This window comes from Cupriavidus sp. TMH.W2 (assembly GCF_050847365.1).
GTDB lineage: Bacteria > Pseudomonadota > Gammaproteobacteria > Burkholderiales > Burkholderiaceae > Cupriavidus.
Window position 1 is genome coordinate 1,333,081 of record NZ_CP193793.1, and the last position, 17,399, is coordinate 1,350,479.

Here is a 17,399-nt window from a genome sequence, read left to right on the forward strand (position 1 = left end):
ATGCCAGCCGACCTCCCGACCCCAGACACCACCTTGCGCGCGATGCAGGCCATCGTTGGCGCCAATGCCTGCCGCAGCGGCGACGCCGACACGCAGGCCTATGTGATCGACTACCGCGGCATCTACCGCGGCCAGGCCCAGGTGGTAGTGCTGCCGTCATCGACGGAAGAGGTCAGCCAGGTGCTGCAGTGGTGCCATGCACAGCGTGTACCGGTGGTGCCGCAGGGTGGCAATACCTCGCTGATGGGCGGCGCCGTGCCCGACGACAGCGGCACCGCCGTGGTCGTCAACCTGAGCCGCATGAACCGCGTGCCGGGCATCGACACCATCAACGACACCATGACCGTGCAGGCCGGCGTGACGCTGAGCGCGGCGCGCAGCGCGGCCGAGGCCGAGCAGCGCCTGTTCCCGCTGCGCATCGGTTCGGAAGGCTCGTGCCAGATCGGCGGCAACCTGTCGACCAATGCCGGCGGCACAGCGGTGCTGCGCTACGGCAACATGCGCGACCTGGTGCTAGGCATCGAAGTGGTGCTGCCCGATGGCCGCATCTACTCGTCGTTGCGCGGCCTGCGCAAGGACAATACCGGCTACGACCTCAAGCAGCTGTTCGTCGGCGCGGAAGGGACGCTGGGCATCATCACCGGCGCCGTGCTCAAGCTGATGCCGCAGCCGCGCAGCAGCGCCGTGGCCTTCGTCGCGGTGCAGGACCCTGCGGCCGCAGTCGCGCTGCTGGGCGAAGCCAAGCGCCTGTCCGGCCAGGCCGTGACCGCGTTCGAGCTGATCTCGCGCCCCGCGCTGGAGCTGGTGCTGGAATATCTTGGCAACGTCGCTTCGCCGCTGCAGGACAAGCACGACTGGATGGTGCTGATCGAGCTGACCTCCGGCACCGATGCCGAAAGCCTCAACGCCACGCTGATGGAGATCCTCGAATCCGGCTTCAGCCAGGGCCTGGTGCTGGACGCCGCCGTGGCCGCGAGCTTGTCCGACGCACAGACCTTCTGGCGCATCCGCGAAGAGATCTCCGACGCCCAGACCCGCACCGGCGGCAGCATCAAGTGCGATGTCTCGGTGCCGCTGTCGCGCATTGCCGCGTTTGTCGAAGAGGCCTCGGCCAAAGTGCTGGAACTGGTGCCCGACGCGCGCATGGTGATCTACGGCCATATGGGCGACGGCAATGTGCACTTCAACCCACTGCGGCCCAGGGACGAGCCCGCCAAGGCATTCCTGGCGCAATGGTATGAACGGGTCTCGGTGCTGGTCGACGGCATGGCCCATGCGGAAAACGGCTCGATCTCGGCCGAGCACGGCATCGGCGTGGCCAAGCGCGACGACCTGACGCGCTACAAGTCCCAGGTGGAACTGGAGCTGATGTGGCAGGTGAAGCAGGCGCTGGATCCGTTGAACCTGCTCAATCCGGGCAAGGTGCTGCCGGCGCCGGCCCGATAGCGCACCGGGATTCCACGCCACGGAACGGGGGCAGGGCGCGCGTGGCAGGAATCGCCCATCTGGGCTAAGGTGTCAGCTATCCAGAACGCGCGGAGCCTGGGCATTGCCGCCCAGGCCACCGCGCACAGCACGGCCGGCCCACCGGCCCAGACACCGATGAGCGCCCAATCCCCCGACATCGCCCTCGCAGCTGCCCCTATCTCCCTCGAAAAGCCCGAGCTCGACTACCCCTGTGGCGACGCGCCCGAACCCGGCCGCGCCCGAGAGATCGCGCCCGGCGTGCTGTGGCTGCGCATGCCAATGCCGCTGGGCCTGAACCACATCAACCTGTGGGCCATCCGCGACGGCGGTGGCTGGGCCGCGGTCGACGCCGGCCTGCAGACCCCGGAAACCGCACAGGCGTGGCGCGCGCTGTTCGGCGAAAGCGGGGCGCTGGCCGGCGGGCTGACACGCCTGTTCGTGACCCATATGCACCCCGACCACATCGGCATGGCCGGGTGGCTGACCGGCAAGTTCAACTGCCAGCTGTGGATGTCGCGGCTGGAATACCTGATGTGCCGCGTGCTGGCTGCGGATACGGGGCGCGCGGCACCGGATGACGCGATCGAGTTCTATCGCAAGGCAGGCTGGGACGACGAAGCGATAGAGGTATACCGGACCCGCTTCGGCGGCTTCGGCAAATATGTGCACGCCTTGCCCGAGAGCTTCCGCCGGCTGTCCGATGGCGACACCGTGCGCATCGGCGCGCACGACTGGCAAGTCATCGTCGGCACCGGCCACTCGCCCGAACATGCCTGCCTGTACTGCCCCGCGCTGAAGCTGCTGGTGTCCGGCGACCAGGTGCTGCCGCGCATTTCCTCCAACGTATCGGTGTTCCCGACCGAGCCGGATGCCGATCCGATGCAGGACTGGCTGGCCTCGCTCGACAAGGTGCGTACCGCCGTGCCGGACGATGTGCTGGTGCTGCCGGCGCATAACGAACCGTTCCGCGGGCTGCATGCGCGTATTGACTATCTGCGAGCTAGCCAGATGCAGGCGCTGGACCGGCTGCGTGGGGCGCTGGTGACGCCGAAGCGGGCGGTGGATGTGTTTGGGGAGTTGTTCTCGCGGCCGATCACCGGGAGTGGCGGGCTGCTGGGGATGGCTACCGGCGAGAGCATCGCGCACCTGAACTACCTGCTGGAGCGGGGCGAGGCGGTGCGCGAGCGCGGCCCTGACGGGTGTTATTGGTATCGGCTGAACTTTTGAGCTTTCCCTAATTCGCGACAGTGCAAAAACAACCACAGTCATTCCCGCCTGCGCGGGAACAACAAGCAAGATGCGTTGTCGTGAATTTCGGAAACATCAATAAGTGAAAATCTGATGAGGATCCCCGGAGGCGGGTCCCACCATGATGAGCCATGCGCGGATGGCTAACGTCCTGATTCGGGGGCGTCATTGTCCGTCGCCACGATCCGGTGACGCCGGGGCATTTCGGAGTCGAGCACCAGGCGGCCGTGCACGCGGCCGTTCATGCGCGTGACGTAATGCGTGCACTCTTCCATATGGGCTGACATCAGCGAACGTACCGCCTCGGCGTCGCGCTGGCGGGCGGCCTCGACAATGCGCTTGTGGAATATCACGTTGGCCGCGCCGAATTGCTCGTGCTCGCAGGCGGGCGTGTCGTTGCCGAACACCACCAGCTGCCGGATCATTTCGTTGATCAGCTCACAGCAGAACCGGAGCATGGGGTTCGGATTGGCCGCGGCCAGAATGTCGTGGAAGGTCAGGTCTTCCTGGCGCTGGTCGAGCAGCGGCCTGGCTGCCGCCGCGGATGCCGGGTCGCACAGGTCGATGGTACGTTCCAGCGCCCGGAAATCGTCCTCGGTGAGGTGCGGCACCGCACCGGCAGCCAGCTCAGGTTCCAGCAGGCGCCGCACGGTATAGATGTCGGCAATGCCGACGTCCTTGAAGAACAGGTAGTTCTGCATCAGCTGGAAGGTGCGGTCCAGCGGGACTTCCACGATCGTGCCCCCGCCCGCCGGCCCGGTGCTGACGCTGATCAGGCCCTGCACCTCCAGCGATTTGAGTGCCTCGCGGATCGTGCTCTTGCTGACCGAGAACATTTGCTGCAGCTTGACCTCCTGCGGCAGCTTGTCGCCCGGGCGCAGATTGCGCTGGGTAATCAGCCGCTTGAGCTCTTCTGCCACCAGGTCTGCGCGTTTTTGCTTGCGGATCGCGATGGCTCCGGTCTTGCCCTCACCAAACATCCCCATTACCTCTTTCCTTGTCATAGGCCGCACACTGCGCCGACTGGCGGCGCTGCCATTCTAACCAAGCGCAATCGGGACAGCCCGCATGGCGCGCTGGTCCGGCCGGCATTCCGCGCGCCGGGTTGCGCGGGCCGGCTTGCCCCGTCCCGGTGCGTGCTGTCCGGTTTCCAGGCGCGCCTGCACTGTTTTGCGGCCCGGCGGCCGCGGCAGCACGCTGGAAACAGCTCGTCAGACGCCAGCAAGGCGAGCGCGTAAACCCTGACCTGCCGTTTGTTGACAAGGCTTCCGGCCGACTCCTAGAATAATTCTACTCTATCCTATTTATCATTATAAATAGGATAAACAGGTTCGATTCTTGCTCGGTCAGTGTCGGCGCCGGGCGAAAGTCACCAGCATGTCGGGGAGACAGTGGAGCGCCGGTAACCTGGCGCGCCACGGCTTTCGCCCCGTGCAGCCCAATCCCCACATACCGAGGAGTGAGCCTTGAATCGTCGTGACCTGCTGAAACTGGCGGCGCTGTCTGCCGTCCCCGCTTCCCTGATCCATGGCCGCAGCGCCCTTGCCGCAGCCGAGGCGCTGGAGTTCGGCTGCCCGGTGCCCATGTCCGGCGCCTTTGCCGCCAACGGAAAGTTCGCTGACCTGGGCATGCGGCTCGCCCTCGAGCAGTACGGCCAGGTGCTGGGCCGCCCGCTGCGCTACAGCGTGCTCGACACCGAAGGCAAGCCCGCCACCGCGGTGCGCAAGATGCAGGAACTGGCCCAACAGAAGGCAGCGCGCTATTTCGCCGGCGGCATCCTGTCGTCCGAGTCCCTGGCGATGGGCAAGGAGGCCGAGAAATTCGGCGGCGTGTTTGTGACCACGGCCGGGGCAGACGAGATCACGGGGAAGGACTGCAACCGCGCCACGTTCCGGTGGTCGGTGCCGACCTTCGGCGCGATCGAGCGCACCGTGCGGCCGCTGATCGAGTCAATGCCGAACGCCAGGCGCTGGTACACCATCACGCCGCAATATGTATTTGGCGAGGGCCTGCTGTCGGCGGCCAAGGCGATCTTCAAGGAAAAGGGCATCGAGCATGTCGGCAACAGCTACCACGCCCTCACCGAGAAGGAGTTCAGCGGTTACCTCACCAATGCGCTGGCGGCGAAGCCGGACGTCCTGCTGATCCTGAACTTCGGTTCGCAGTCCGCCGACACGCTGCGCCAGGCCGTCAGCTTCGGCATGAAGAAGAACACCACCATCCTGCTGGCGTGGGCTTCGGGCCTGGAGCAGTTCGAGTCGCTCGGCGCCGATTTGTGCGACGGCGTCTACTTCGGCGCGCAGTACTGGCACGGCGTGGATACGCCGCTGAACCGCGAACTGGTCAGGCGCACCAATGACAAGTTCAAGGCCAATCCCAACTACAGCCTGGCCGGCTCGTACATCTGCACCAAGATCATGGTGGACGGCATGCTCAAGGCCGGCAGCGCCGATCCGAAGGCCGTGGTCGCGGCGCTCGAAGGCATGAAGTACGACGGCCTCACCGGGCCCGAGGAAATCCGCGCCGCCGACCACCAGGTGCTGAAGAACTACTACCTGCTCAAGGGCAAGGCCAGGTCGCGCATGAAGGACAAGGACGACTATGCCGAGGTCGTCAGCGTCGGCAAGGCCTTCCTGCCGGTCGGCCAGACCCAGTGCAAGATCGCCTGACCCGCGCGGGGCGCTGCCCCGCTAGTCCGCTGAATCATTGAAATGGTCGGTGAAGGACATGGCAGGCGCCGACCAATTTCAGTGATTCAGTGGACTAGACACCACACCGAAGCACATCGAAGCACCACGCCGCGCGGCCATGCGCGGCGTGGCGGCTTCCTACATTCGTACGACTCATGAACGTCTATCTGTTACAGGTGATCAACGGCGTCGGGATCGGCATGCTCTACTTCCTGCTGGCGGTAGGGTTGTCGATCGTGTTCGGCCTGTTGCGGTTCGTCAATTTCGCGCATGGCGCCTTCTATGCGCTGGGCGCCTATGTCTGCTTCCAGGCGCTGCAGATCGGGCTGAACTTCTGGGCGGCGCTGGTGATCGCGCCGATCCTGATCGGCGCGCTCGCCTGGTGCTCCGAGAAGGTCATGCTGCGGCACGTCTATGCGCAGCCGCACGAGTTCCACATCCTGGTCACGGTCGGCCTGGCCCTGGCCATCCAGGAGCTCATCATCGTCGGCTGGGGACCGCTCGGCGTCGATGTGCCGCCGCCGGACGCGCTGCAGGGCGTGGTGATGTGGGGCGACTTTGTCTATCCCAAGTATCGCCTGTTTGTCATCGGCTTCACCGGGCTGCTGGCCATCGGCCTGTGGTGGCTGCTAGAAGGCACGCGCCTGGGCAGCGCGGTGCGCGCGGGCAGCGAATCCACCGAGATGGTGTCGCTGCTCGGCATCAATGTGTTCCGCCTGTTCAGCCTCATGTTCGCCCTGGGTGCCGCCACTGCGGCGATCGCCGGGGTGCTGGCCGCGCCGATCCGCGGTGCCGAGCCGTTCATGGGCGTCGAGGCGCTGGGCGTGGCCTTCATCGTAGTCGTGGTGGGAGGCATGGGCAGCTTTACCGGGGCGCTGGTGGGCGGCTTGCTCGTTGGCGTCGTGCAGAGCCTGATGAGCACGCTGTGGCCGGAAGGCGCGCGGCTGATGATCTATGTCGCCATGGCCGCGGTCCTGCTGCTGCGCCCGCATGGCTTGCTGGGGAGGGGATGATGGCAACGGAAAAACAAGGGTTCTTGCGCTACCGCTTCTGGTGGCTGGCTGGGCGTGACGCTGCTGCTGCCGCTCACGATGCGCTCCGGCACGCTGGCCACTGAGGTGCTGATCTACGCGATGGCGGCCATGGCCTGCAACCTGCTGCTCGGCTATACCGGCCTGCTGTCGTTCGGCCAGGGCATCTTCTTCGGCCTGGGCAGCTACGCGGCGGGGCTGGCGCTGACGCGCGCCGACCTGCCGATGCCGGTGGCGTTGCTGCTGGCGATCGTGATCGGCGCGGCGGCGGCCGCCCTGGTGGGCTGGTTCGCGATCCGGCAGCGCGGCACGTACTTTGTGATGCTGACGCTGGCGTTCGCGCAGATGTTTTACTTCCTGGCCTACACCGCGCCGGGGCTCACCGGCGGCGACAACGGCCTGTTGGACATTCCGCGGCCGCCGCTGTCAGTGGCCGGCCATGCGCTGGCCTCGCTGGCATCGCCGTGGCAGTTCTATGGCTTTGTCGCGGTGATGTTCCTGGCGGTGTTTTTCCTGGTGCTGCGCGTGACTGAGTCCGTGCTCGGCCGCACGCTGCTGGCGATCCGGGACAACGAGGAGCGTGCGCTGGCGGTCGGCTACAACATCAAGACATTCAAGCTGCTGGCCTTCATGGTCTCCGGCGCGGTCACCGGGCTGGCCGGCGCGCTGCATGCCATGCTCACCGGGATCGCGCCGCTGACCAATATCGATTACCACGCCAGCGAAATGATCCTGGTCATGACCGTGATCGGCGGCGCCAGCAATATCTTTGCCTCGGTGCTGGGCGCCGCCTTCTATGTGCTGCTGGCGGACTGGCTGTCCACGCTGTGGCCGCGCTGGCTGATGTTGCTGGGCTTCCTGCTGATTGCCGTCAGCCTGTTCATGCAGCGCGGGCTGTGGGGGCTGGGCGCCTCGGTGTGGAATCGTCTGCGCGGCATGCGCCGCGCGCCAGTCACGCAGGAGGAGCGCGCATGAATACCCGAACGAACACGCCGATCCTTGAAGCCACCGGCATCGTCAAGCAGTACGGCAAGTTCATGGCCCTGGGCGGGGTCGACCTGTGCGTGATGCCCGGCACGATCCATTCGGTCATCGGCCCGAACGGCGCCGGCAAGACCACGCTGTTCCACGTGCTGACCGGCACGCGCGAGGTCAGCGCGGGCCGCATCATGTTCGACGGCAAGGATGTCACCGGCGAAACCGACTACCAGCGGGTCCAGCGCGGCATCGCGCGCTCGTTCCAGGTCACCAGCCTGTTCCCCAGCCTGGCGGTTCGCGAGAACCTGCGCCTCGCCGCGCTGGGCACGTCGCCGCACAAGGCGATGAACGGGTGGCGCCTGCCTGCCGGCGACCTGGCCTGCGGCGAGGTCGTGGACCAGGTGCTGGAACGGCTGGAGCTGACCCGCGTGGCCGGCAATGCCGCAGGCGTGCTCTCGCACGGCCAGCAGCGGCGCCTGGAAGTCGGCATGGCGCTGGCGGCGCGGCCCCGCGCGATCTTCCTGGACGAGCCGACCTCGGGCATGGGCGTCGACGACCTCGGCGCGATGAAGCGGCTGATCCGCGGACTTGCCCGGGACCACACGGTCGTCCTGATCGAACACAACATGGATATCGTCATGGATATCTCCGACACCGTCACCGTGATGCAGCAAGGCAAGGTGCTGATGGAAGGTCCGCCGGCGGTCGTGCGCAGCGACCCGCGCGTGCGTGCCGCCTACCTTGGCAACATGATTACCGGAGGCAAGGGATGATGCTCGACGTACAAGACGTTCATGGCTACTACGGCAAGAGCCATGTCCTGCAAGGCATTTCGCTGGCGGTCGGGGAGGGCGAACTGGTGACGCTGCTCGGGCGCAACGGCGCCGGCAAGTCGACCACGCTCAAGGCCATCGCCGGCATCGTCAAGCCCAGGGGGCCAAAGGGCGGCGGCCGCGTCGTCTTCCGCGGCAAGGATGTCGCCGGCATGGCGCCGCACCGGATCGCCGCCGAAGGGCTGTGCCTGGTGCCCGAGCACCGCGGCATCTTCAGGCTGCTGACGGTCGAGGAGAACCTCAGGCTAGCCGCGCGCCGCGATTCGCCATGGCAGCTGCAGGACATCTACCGCATCTTCCCGCGCCTGCGCGAGCGGCGCAGCAATGGCGGCGCGCAGCTGTCCGGCGGGGAACAGCAGATGCTCGCCATCGGCCGCGCCATGATGAACCATCCGCGCTTGCTGATGCTCGACGAGCCGGTCGAAGGCCTGGCGCCGGTCATCGTGGAAGAAATCGTTGCGCAGCTCAAGGTCATCAAGGCGGCCGGCGTGCCCATCCTGCTGGTGGAGCAAAACCTGGAGGTGTGCACGCAGCTGGCGGACCGGCACGTGATCATCGAACAGGGCAGGGTGGTCTACACCGGCAGCAACGACGCGTTCCGCGCCGATGAGGCGGTCAAGGACCGCTATCTCGGCGTCGGCCTTGCGGCCTGAGCCCAATCATGCAGGCCGGCATGCCGGCCGACCGAATACGAGGGATTTCATGACTACCATGCAAGCCGCCCGCACGGCAGCGGCGACTGCCGGAGCGCGGGCCGACCTGCGCGTCGACGGGGACCGCCTGTGGGACACACTGATGCGCCTGGCCACGATCGGCGCCACGCCCAAGGGGGGCGTGTGCCGCCTGGCGCTGACCGACCTTGACCGGCAGGGCCGCGACTTCTTTGTCGCCGAAGCCACGGCAGCGGGCTGCACGATCCGCGTCGATGCCATCGGCAACATCTTTGCCCGGCGCGCCGGGCGCGACGATACCCTGCCGCCGGTGATGACCGGCAGCCATATCGACACCCAGCCGACCGGCGGCAAGTTCGACGGCAACTACGGCGTGTTCGCCGGCATCGAAGTGCTGCGCACCCTCGATGACGCCGGCATCGTCACCGATGCACCGCTGGAGGTTGCGGTGTGGACCAACGAGGAGGGCTCGCGCTTTGTCCCGGTCATGATGGGCTCGGGCGCCTTCATCGGCGAGTTCGCGTTGCCGGGGGTGCTGCAGCAGCTCGACCGCGACGGCATATCGGTTGGCCAGGCGCTGCAGGCCATTGGCTATGCCGGCCCGGAGCCGGTTGGCGCGCGCGCGGTCGGCGCCTACTTTGAAGCCCATATTGAACAGGGCCCGGTGCTGGAGGCGAACGACACCACCATCGGCGTGGTGACGGGCGCCCTCGGGCAACGCTGGTACGACGTGGTGCTGACCGGGATGGAAGCGCATGCCGGGCCCACGCCCATGCCCCTGCGCAAGGACGCGCTGCTGGCCGCGTCGGAACTCGTCGGCATGGTCAACCGCATCGCGCTGGACCATCCGCCGCACGGCCGCGGCACGGTGGGCTGCCTGCGCGTGCATCCCGATTCGCGCAACGTCATTCCCGGCCAGGTCGCGATGACGGTCGACCTGCGCGCTGGCGACGACGCTGTGCTGTCTGCGATGGACGCGGCGCTGCGTGCCGCGGCCGCGGCCCTGGCGGCGCGCAGCGGCGTCGCCATCGATCTGCAGCAGGTGGTGTATTTCCCGCCGCAGCCGTTTGATGCCCGGCTGGTCGAGGCGGTGCGCGCCGGCGCGCGGCGGCTCGGGCATTGCGCCATGGATGTGATCAGCGGCGCCGGCCATGACGCGGTCTACCTGGCCCGCGTTGCGCCCGCGGCGATGATCTTCGTCCCGTGCAAGGACGGCATCAGCCACAACGAAATCGAAGACGCGCGGCCCGAGCATCTTGAAGCTGGCTGCAACGTGCTGCTGCACGCCATGCTCGATGCCGCCACGCGGCCCTGAAACCTGGACGGACTGCCCCGATGAAGATCCTGATTGCCCGACTCAATCACGAGACCAACACCTTTTCGCCGGTGCCGACGCCGCTTGCCTCGTTCGAGCCGCGCTACGGCGACGCAGGCTATCGCGCCGCCAGGGGCACCCGCACTGCCGCGGCCGCCTTCATCGACCTGGCCGAGGCGGCCGGCGCCGAGATTGTGGTCCCGGTCATTGCCGGAGCCAACCCGAGCGGGCGCGTCGCCGCCGGGGCCTACACCCACCTGTGCGACACCATCATCTCGGCCGCCGCCGGTTGCGACGCGGTGATGCTCGACCTGCATGGCGCCATGGTGGCGGAAAACAGCGACGACGGCGAAGGCGATCTGCTGCGGCGCCTGCGCGAAGTGCTGCCGCATGCGCCGGTCGCAGTGGCCCTTGACCTGCACGGGAACATCACGCAGACGCTGATCGACCATGCCGACATCGCGGTCAGCTTCAAGACCTACCCGCACGTGGACATGTATGAAACCGGCGCGCATGCCGGCCGCCTGCTGCTGGAGATGATCGCCGGGCGCGTGCGGCCGGTGATGGCGTGGCGCCGTCCGCCGCTGATCACCCACACCTTGCGCAGCCGCACCGACGAAGGCGCCATGCAGCGCGCCGTGGCGCTGGCGCGCGCGGCGGAAGAGGAGGGCATGCTGGCGGTATCGGTGCTGGCCGGCTTTGGCCTGGCCGATATCGCCGCGCCATGCCTGAGCGTGATCGTGGTCGGCGACGGCGACCCGGTCAAGGCCGACCAGGTCGCCAGCCGGATCGCGGCGCAGGTGTGGGCCGAGCGCGAGGCCTTTGCCTACCAGGCGGAGCCGCTCGCCAGTTCCGTCGCGCGCGCCGCGCAACTGGCCGACAGCGACGACGAAAGACCGGTGCTGCTGCTTGACCACGGCGACAATTGCATGTCCGGCGGCACCTGCGACAACATGGCCGTGCTGCACGAGGCGCTGGCGCAGGGGCTGACCGGCATCGCGGTCGGGCCCGTGTGCGACCCGGAGGCGGTGGCAGCGCTGGTGGACGCCGGCGTCGGCGCCAGCGTCACGCTGCCGGTCGGCGACAAGGTGCCGCTGCCCCAGCTGGGCGTCTATCCGCAAGCAAAGGCACTGACCGGGAGGGTTGCCGCGATCAGCGATGGCGAGTACGTCATCAGCGGCCCCACCTACACCGGGCAGCGCATCCGCATGGGACGCACCGCGTTGCTCGATATCGGCGCGGCACAGGTGATCGTGACCGAGACGCCGCAAGAGCACTGGGACATGGGGATCTTCACCCACATCGGCATCGACCCGCATCGGGCCAGGTTCCTGCTGCTGAAATCGCGCATGTACTGCCGGCCGGTGTTCGTGCCGATCGCCAGGGCCGTGGTCGAGTGCGACGGCGAAGGCGTGACCAGCTCCCGCTATGAGCGCTTTCCGTTCCGCCAGCTCAGCAGGCCGGTATTTCCCCTCGACGACAGGGCTTCCTGGGCGAGCTGAGGCCGCAATGGCGCGCCTTCCCCGGAAGGCGCTGCCTGGCACAACGGCTGCGCCACGGCCGGTACGCCGCTCAAGCCTTGCCGTGGGCCTCCTGCAGGCATTGCTGGAACAGCAGCGCCACGCGCGACGGCTCCGGCGAGCGGCGCAGCAGGCTCACGAACCGGCATGCGTACCGGAAGCGCCTGGGCTCGACGGCCCGCATCAGGCCCTGGTTTTCGAAATACGCCGCATAGTGGTCGGGCAGGAAGCCCAGGAACTGGCCGGACAGGATCAGCGTGGCAATCGATTCCTGGTCGAAGCCGGTGGCCTTGCGGGCCAGCCTGGCGCGATGGCTCAGTTCCATATTGGGCGAGTGATAGCCAAGCCCGGCAAACGGATACGCCCCTATCTCGCTCCACGACAGCTTGCCGGTCGGCTTCCCGAACAGCGGATGGCGGGCGCCGCAGTAGAGCAGCATGGTCTCGTCGAACAGCTCCGTATAGGCCAGGCTGCGTGAGCTGCGGTGCACGGGGATGATGCCCACGTGGAAGCGGCCCTCCATGACCCCCCGTTCCACCGCGCCGATGGCTGCCACATGCAGGTTCAGCGAGACATGCGGCGCGGCTTCGCAGAACCGCGCGATCGCATCGCCCAGCCGCGCCCGCGGGTTGGTGGCGGTCTTGTCGAACACCGCCACGTGCAGCTCGCCGCCCATGCGGCGGTGGATATCGTCGACGCTGCTGCGGAACGCTTCCACCGAGGCCAGCAGCCGCAACGTCTCCTCGTAGATGCCCTGGCCCTCCGGCGTCAGCGTAAAGCCCGCGCGGCCCCGGCGGCACAGCGTCAGGCCGAGCCGGGTTTCCAGGTCCTTGATGTGGCGGCTGATCGTCGAGATGCCGATGTTCAGCTCCAGTTCCGCCGCCGCCATCCCGCCACATTCGACCACCGCCTTGAACACGCGCAGCAGCCGCAGGTCCATGTCGCTCAGCTGCCCGAGCAGGGCCCGGCTCTTCTGCGTGCCGGGTCTGGATACTTGCGCAGTCATACAAGTAAAGATCGATATTTGAATATTTAAAAGACTATCGCGGTTGCCAATAATCGGCAACACACAACGTTCCACCGGCACCCGGTGCACACCACCAAGGATCCACGCGAACCACCATGACCAGCTCAACGCACCCATCTTCGCAAGACCCGGACATCCGCACCGATGCCGCCTGGCTCGATGCCCACTGGATGCCGTTCACGGGGAACCGCAAGTTCAAGGCCGACCCGCGCATGATCGTCGAAGCCAACGGCGCCTACTACACCGATGCCGACGGGCGCAAGATCTTTGACGGCTTGTCCGGCCTCTGGTGCTCGGGGCTCGGCCATGCGCGCCCGGAGATCACCGAGGCCATCAGCCGCCAGGCGGCAAAGCTTGACTATGCCCCGGCTTTCCAGCACGGGCACCCGCTGTCGTTTGCGCTGGCCAACAAGCTGCGCGATATGACGCCCGACGGGCTCGACTATGTGTTCTTCACCGGCTCGGGTTCCGAAGCGGCCGACACCTCGCTGAAAATGGCCCGCGCCTACTGGCGCGTCAGGGGGCAGGCGGGCAAGACGCGCCTGATCGGCCGCGAGAAGGGATATCACGGCGTCAATTTCGGCGGCATCTCGGTGGGGGGCATCGCGCCGAACCGGAAGCTGTTCGGCCAGGGGCTCGAAGCGGACTTCCTGCCCCACACGCAACTGGCACGGAACGCGTTTTCGCGCGGCCTGCCGCCGCATGGCGCCGAGCTGGCCGATCGCCTGCTCGACCTGATCGCGCTGCACGACGCCTCGACTATCGCCGCGGTGATCGTCGAGCCGTTCTCCGGCTCGGCGGGCGTCGTGATCCCGCCGGCCGGCTACCTGGCGCGACTGCGGGAAATCTGCACGGCTCACAACATCCTGCTGATCTTCGACGAGGTCATCACCGGCTTCGGCCGTGTCGGCGCGACCACCGCGGCGCAAGCGTTCGGTGTGGTGCCCGACATCATGAACGTCGCCAAACAGGTCACCAACGGTGCCCAGCCGCTTGGCGCGGTGATCGCCAGCAAGGAGATCTACGACACCTTCATGCAGGCCGGCGGCCCCGACTACATGCTGGAATTCCCGCACGGCTACACCTACTCCGCCCACCCGATCGCCTGTGCTGCCGGCATCGCCGCGCTGGATGTGCTGCAGCAGGAGGATGTGGTCGGGCGCGTGCGTGCCCTGGCCCCGATGTTCGAAGAAAGCGTGCACAGCCTGAGGGGTTGCAAGCACGTGCTCGACATCCGGAACTACGGCCTGGCCGCCGGCCTGACCATCGCGCATGCGCCCGGAGAGCCCGCCCGCCGCCCCTACGAGATCGCGCAGCGCTGCTGGCAGAAGGGCTTCTATGTGCGCTACGGCGGCGACACCATCCAGCTTGCGCCGCCGTTCATTGCCGAGCCGCGCGAGATCGACGACCTCATCAATGCGCTGGGCGAAGCCCTCAACGCTATCGACTGACCCCGCTCCCAGGAATACTTCCATGAAACATGAAAACGCCGTGACCGCCACCATTGGCCACTTCATCGCGGGCAAGCACGTCGAAGGCGGCAGCCGCGTGCAGCCGGTCTTCGATCCGGCCACCGGGACTGCGTCGCGCAGTGTCGCGCTGGCCGACAAGCTGACCGTCGAGGCGGCCATCGCCGCGGCCCAGGCGGCCTATCCGGCCTGGCGCAACACCCCGCCGCTCAAGCGCGCACGCGTCATGAGCCGCCTGAAGCAGTTGCTGGAGACGCATGCCGACGAGCTCTGCGCACTGATCACCGCCGAGCACGGCAAGGTGCTGGCCGACGCGCACGGCGAACTGCAGCGCGGCATCGAAAACGTCGAATACGCCAGCTACGTGCCGGAACTGCTCAAGGGCGAGCACAGCAAGAACGTCGGCCCGTCGATCGACTCCTGGAGCGAATTCCAGGCCCTGGGCGTGACCGCCGGCATCACGCCGTTCAATTTCCCGGTCATGGTGCCGCTGTGGATGTGGCCGATGGCGGTGGCATGCGGCAACACCTTCGTGCTCAAGCCGTCGGAGCGCACCCCATCCTCGACCCTGCGCATGGCCGAGCTTGCACTGGAAGCCGGCCTGCCCCCGGGCGTGCTGAACATTGTCAATGGCGACAAGGAAGCGGTGGACACCCTGCTGACCGACCCGCGCGTCAAGGCTGTCAGCTTTGTTGGCTCGACGCCGGTTGCCGAATACATCTACACCACCGGCTGCGCCAGCGGCAAGCGCGTGCAGGCACTGGGCGGCGCCAAGAACTTCGCCGTGGTGATGCCCGACGCGGACATCGACAACGCCGTCAGCGCTCTGATGGGCGCCGCCTTCGGCTCCTGCGGCGAGCGCTGCATGGCCATCCCGCTGGTGGTCGCGGTAGGGGATGACACCGGCGCCGCGCTTGTCGCCCGCCTGACCGAAGCGATCGCCAAGATGAAGGTGGGGCCGGGCACCGACAACGGCAACGACATGGGCCCGCTGGTCACGCGCGAGCACTTCGAGCGCGTCAAAAGCTTTGTCGAGCGCGGGATCGAAGCCGGCGCCACGCTGGTGGTGGATGGCCGCGCGGTCACGGTGGACGGGCACGAATCGGGCTACTACCTCGGCCCTTGCCTGTTCGACCACGTCAGGCCGGGCATGCCCATCTACCAGCACGAGATCTTCGGTCCCGTGCTTGGCGTGGTCCGCGCGGGCACGCTGCAGGAGGCCATGGACCTGATCGATGCGCACGAGTACGGCAACGGGACCTGCGTGTTCACGCGCGACGGCGAAGCCGCGCGCTGGTTCAGCGACAACATCCAGGTCGGGATGGTTGGCATCAATGTTCCGCTGCCTGTGCCCGTTGCGTACCACTCGTTCGGGGGCTGGAAACGGTCGTTGTTCGGTGACCTGGGTGCCTATGGACCGGATGCGGTGCGCTTCTACACCAGGCGCAAGACCATTACCCAGCGCTGGCCATCGGCGGGCGTGCGCGAGGGTGCTGTCTTCAGCTTCCCGTCCAGCCGCTGACGTCATCCCGCCCGGATCTGCACGGGGCTAGTGGCCGGCGCCACCAGCCCCGGCCCAAAGCGACGAATACCTGAAGGCAAGTTCAGGTTTCCCTGGGCTGTTCCTTGAGCAGCACGACCGCGCTGAAGCTCAGCAGGCATGTCAATACCATATACCAGGCTGCTGACATGGGATCTCCAGTCCATTTGATCATTCCCGTCACGATGAACTGTGCGGAGCCGCCAAACAGCGCAACGTTCAGCGCGTGCGAAATCGCCGTGCCGCTGGCGCGCACCTGTGCGGGAAATGCTTCCAGTACAAGAACAATGCCAACGGCGGTACTAAGTGCCACCAATGCACTGATCAGTCCGGCGCCAAACAGGATTGGCAGCACGCTGTCTGCACGCACAATCATCAGGAAAGTCGGGTAGATCAGCAGCGCAGTGCACCCCGAAGTGAAAAGCGCCAACGGCTTGCGGTGGCGGGGCAGCCGATCGATGAGAAGGCCCGACAGCGGCGGGATGATTGTCAGCATCAGTGCGGACAACGTCGACGACTGAAACGCGATGGTGGCGGGCATGTGCATCACGCGCGTCAGATAGCTCGGCATGTAGTAGACGACGATGTAGACCGGCACCGTTGACCCCATCCTGATCAGGGCCGCGAGCAGGACCGTACTGCCATGCTCACGACACAGCTCAGCAAGCGGCGTGGCGGCATCCCTGCTTTTGGCACCGAGGACCGGCGCCTCGCGAAGGTGGCGGCGAACAAAGATGCCGACCGGAACGATCAGAAGACCGACCAGGAAAGGCACGCGCCAGCCCCAGGCAGCCAGGTCGGCCGGCGACATCACGCTGGTGAGAAGCGCCCCCAGGGACGCACCCAGCAAGGCAGCTGCGCCCTGGCTTACAGACTGCCAGCTGACCAGCCGGCCCCGTCGCGATACAGGGCCGGCCTCCATCACGTATGCCGCCGCAACGCCGAGTTCACCCCCGACGGCAAAACCCTGTAGCGCCCGACCGCTGATGACAATGAGTGGCGCAGCCACCCCTATCATCGCAAACGGCGGGCAGATCGCAATGAGTGCCGTCCCCGCGCCCATCAACGTGATGGTGGCAGTCATTGCCGCGCGGCGTCCCACCCGGTCTGCATAGGTGCCGATCATCATTGCACCAAGCGGCCGGATGAGAAAGCCAACACCGAACGTGCCCACTGCCAACAGCAGCGACGTCATCGGATCTTCCGCAGGGAAGAACTGATCGCCGATCATCGCTGCGAAGAAGGCGAATACGGTGAAATCAAACGTTTCCAGTCCACTGACGAGAGATGTTGCGACGACAAGCTTTCGGAGTTCACGGCGATCAAAGCCGTCGATGGGGCGTTCTTGAGTCATGCGTTGACTGGGCACATTCCGTGGTTCGTGGCCTGCTTGAAGAATCTTGTCGGCGGTCAGCTGTGCCTTGTCATTTATCTGTAGTTGCCGGGTTGCTGCAAAATCTTTCCCCTCCTAAGGGTAGGACCCACTAGAGCGGGGTAAGCGCCGCTACTGCGCCCGTCAATAATCGGCCCCGTTAAGCAGGACTTGCTACTTAGCGTTAGGGTGTGGGTCGTCCCCGTGCCTACACCCTTCCTTTTTTTTGACATTTCCG

Annotated in this window: 13 protein-coding genes and 1 pseudogene; 11 read left to right on the plus strand and 3 right to left on the minus strand. The window is 66.5% G+C overall.

Annotated features, from left to right (window positions below; all coding sequences use genetic code 11):
- Together ACREYQ_RS23660 and ACREYQ_RS23665 are read left to right on the plus strand one after the other, a co-directional pair.
- On the plus strand, nt 1-1,446 hold the full coding sequence (locus tag ACREYQ_RS23660; RefSeq protein ID WP_432262583.1) for an FAD-binding oxidoreductase: 1,446 nt from the start codon (nt 1-3) through the stop codon (nt 1,444-1,446).
- A gap of 156 nt (nt 1,447-1,602) precedes the next feature.
- Nucleotides 1,603-2,694, plus strand: a complete 1,092-nt coding sequence (locus tag ACREYQ_RS23665; RefSeq protein ID WP_432262584.1) for an MBL fold metallo-hydrolase — start codon at nt 1,603-1,605, stop codon at nt 2,692-2,694.
- A 164-nt stretch (nt 2,695-2,858) separates the two neighbouring features.
- On the opposite strand, the gene ACREYQ_RS23670 is transcribed toward ACREYQ_RS23665, so the two are convergent.
- Nucleotides 2,859-3,701, minus strand: a complete 843-nt coding sequence (locus tag ACREYQ_RS23670) for a FadR/GntR family transcriptional regulator (RefSeq protein ID WP_432262585.1) — start codon at nt 3,699-3,701, stop codon at nt 2,859-2,861.
- 480 nt (nt 3,702-4,181) lie between these two features.
- On the opposite strand from ACREYQ_RS23670, the gene ACREYQ_RS23675 reads away from it, so the two are divergent.
- The 7 genes and pseudogenes from ACREYQ_RS23675 to ACREYQ_RS23705 all read left to right on the plus strand — a co-directional run bounded on the left by ACREYQ_RS23675 (nt 4,182) and on the right by ACREYQ_RS23705 (nt 11,735).
- Nucleotides 4,182-5,384 carry an ABC transporter substrate-binding protein gene (locus tag ACREYQ_RS23675; protein ID WP_432260452.1) on the plus strand — a complete coding sequence of 401 codons (1,203 nt, stop codon included), beginning with the start codon at nt 4,182-4,184 and terminating at the stop codon, nt 5,382-5,384.
- Nucleotides 5,385-5,560: 176 nt separating this feature from the next.
- Nucleotides 5,561-6,418: a branched-chain amino acid ABC transporter permease gene (locus ACREYQ_RS23680; protein WP_432260453.1), complete on the plus strand. Its 858-nt coding sequence runs from the start codon at nt 5,561-5,563 to the stop codon at nt 6,416-6,418.
- A pseudogene (locus ACREYQ_RS23685) lies at nt 6,418-7,411 on the plus strand (branched-chain amino acid ABC transporter permease). The gene ACREYQ_RS23680 and the pseudogene ACREYQ_RS23685 overlap by 1 nt, the downstream one beginning before the upstream one ends.
- On the plus strand, nt 7,408-8,187 hold the full coding sequence (locus tag ACREYQ_RS23690; protein WP_432260454.1) for an ABC transporter ATP-binding protein: 780 nt from the start codon (nt 7,408-7,410) through the stop codon (nt 8,185-8,187). Before ACREYQ_RS23685 ends, ACREYQ_RS23690 begins: the two are co-directional and overlap by 4 nt.
- A complete protein-coding gene (locus tag ACREYQ_RS23695) occupies nt 8,184-8,900 on the plus strand; it encodes an ABC transporter ATP-binding protein (protein WP_432260455.1) in 717 nt (238 codons plus the stop codon). The genes ACREYQ_RS23690 and ACREYQ_RS23695 overlap by 4 nt, the downstream gene beginning before the upstream one ends.
- Before the next feature lie 58 nt (nt 8,901-8,958).
- Entirely contained in the window at nt 8,959-10,233 is a 1,275-nt protein-coding gene (locus ACREYQ_RS23700; RefSeq protein WP_432262640.1) for a Zn-dependent hydrolase, read from the plus strand.
- A gap of 20 nt (nt 10,234-10,253) precedes the next feature.
- On the plus strand, nt 10,254-11,735 hold the full coding sequence (locus ACREYQ_RS23705) for a M81 family metallopeptidase (RefSeq protein ID WP_432260456.1): 1,482 nt from the start codon (nt 10,254-10,256) through the stop codon (nt 11,733-11,735).
- Between the two features lie 70 nt (nt 11,736-11,805).
- Here the strand turns inward: ACREYQ_RS23705 and ACREYQ_RS23710 are convergent, their stop codons facing one another.
- Nucleotides 11,806-12,759, minus strand: coding sequence for a LysR family transcriptional regulator (locus ACREYQ_RS23710; RefSeq protein ID WP_432260457.1), 954 nt, complete (start codon nt 12,757-12,759; stop codon nt 11,806-11,808).
- Nucleotides 12,760-12,875: 116 nt separating this feature from the next.
- On the opposite strand from ACREYQ_RS23710, the gene ACREYQ_RS23715 reads away from it, so the two are divergent.
- On the plus strand, nt 12,876-14,231 hold the full coding sequence (locus tag ACREYQ_RS23715) for an aspartate aminotransferase family protein (protein WP_432260458.1): 1,356 nt from the start codon (nt 12,876-12,878) through the stop codon (nt 14,229-14,231).
- 22 nt (nt 14,232-14,253) lie between these two features.
- Complete coding sequence (locus ACREYQ_RS23720; RefSeq protein WP_432260459.1) at nt 14,254-15,771, plus strand: CoA-acylating methylmalonate-semialdehyde dehydrogenase; 1,518 nt, start codon at nt 14,254-14,256, stop codon at nt 15,769-15,771.
- A gap of 82 nt (nt 15,772-15,853) precedes the next feature.
- Here the strand turns inward: ACREYQ_RS23720 and ACREYQ_RS23725 are convergent, their stop codons facing one another.
- Nucleotides 15,854-17,143 carry an MFS transporter gene (locus tag ACREYQ_RS23725; protein WP_432260460.1) on the minus strand — a complete coding sequence of 430 codons (1,290 nt, stop codon included), beginning with the start codon at nt 17,141-17,143 and terminating at the stop codon, nt 15,854-15,856.
- Between the last annotated feature and the right edge of the window lie 256 nt (nt 17,144-17,399).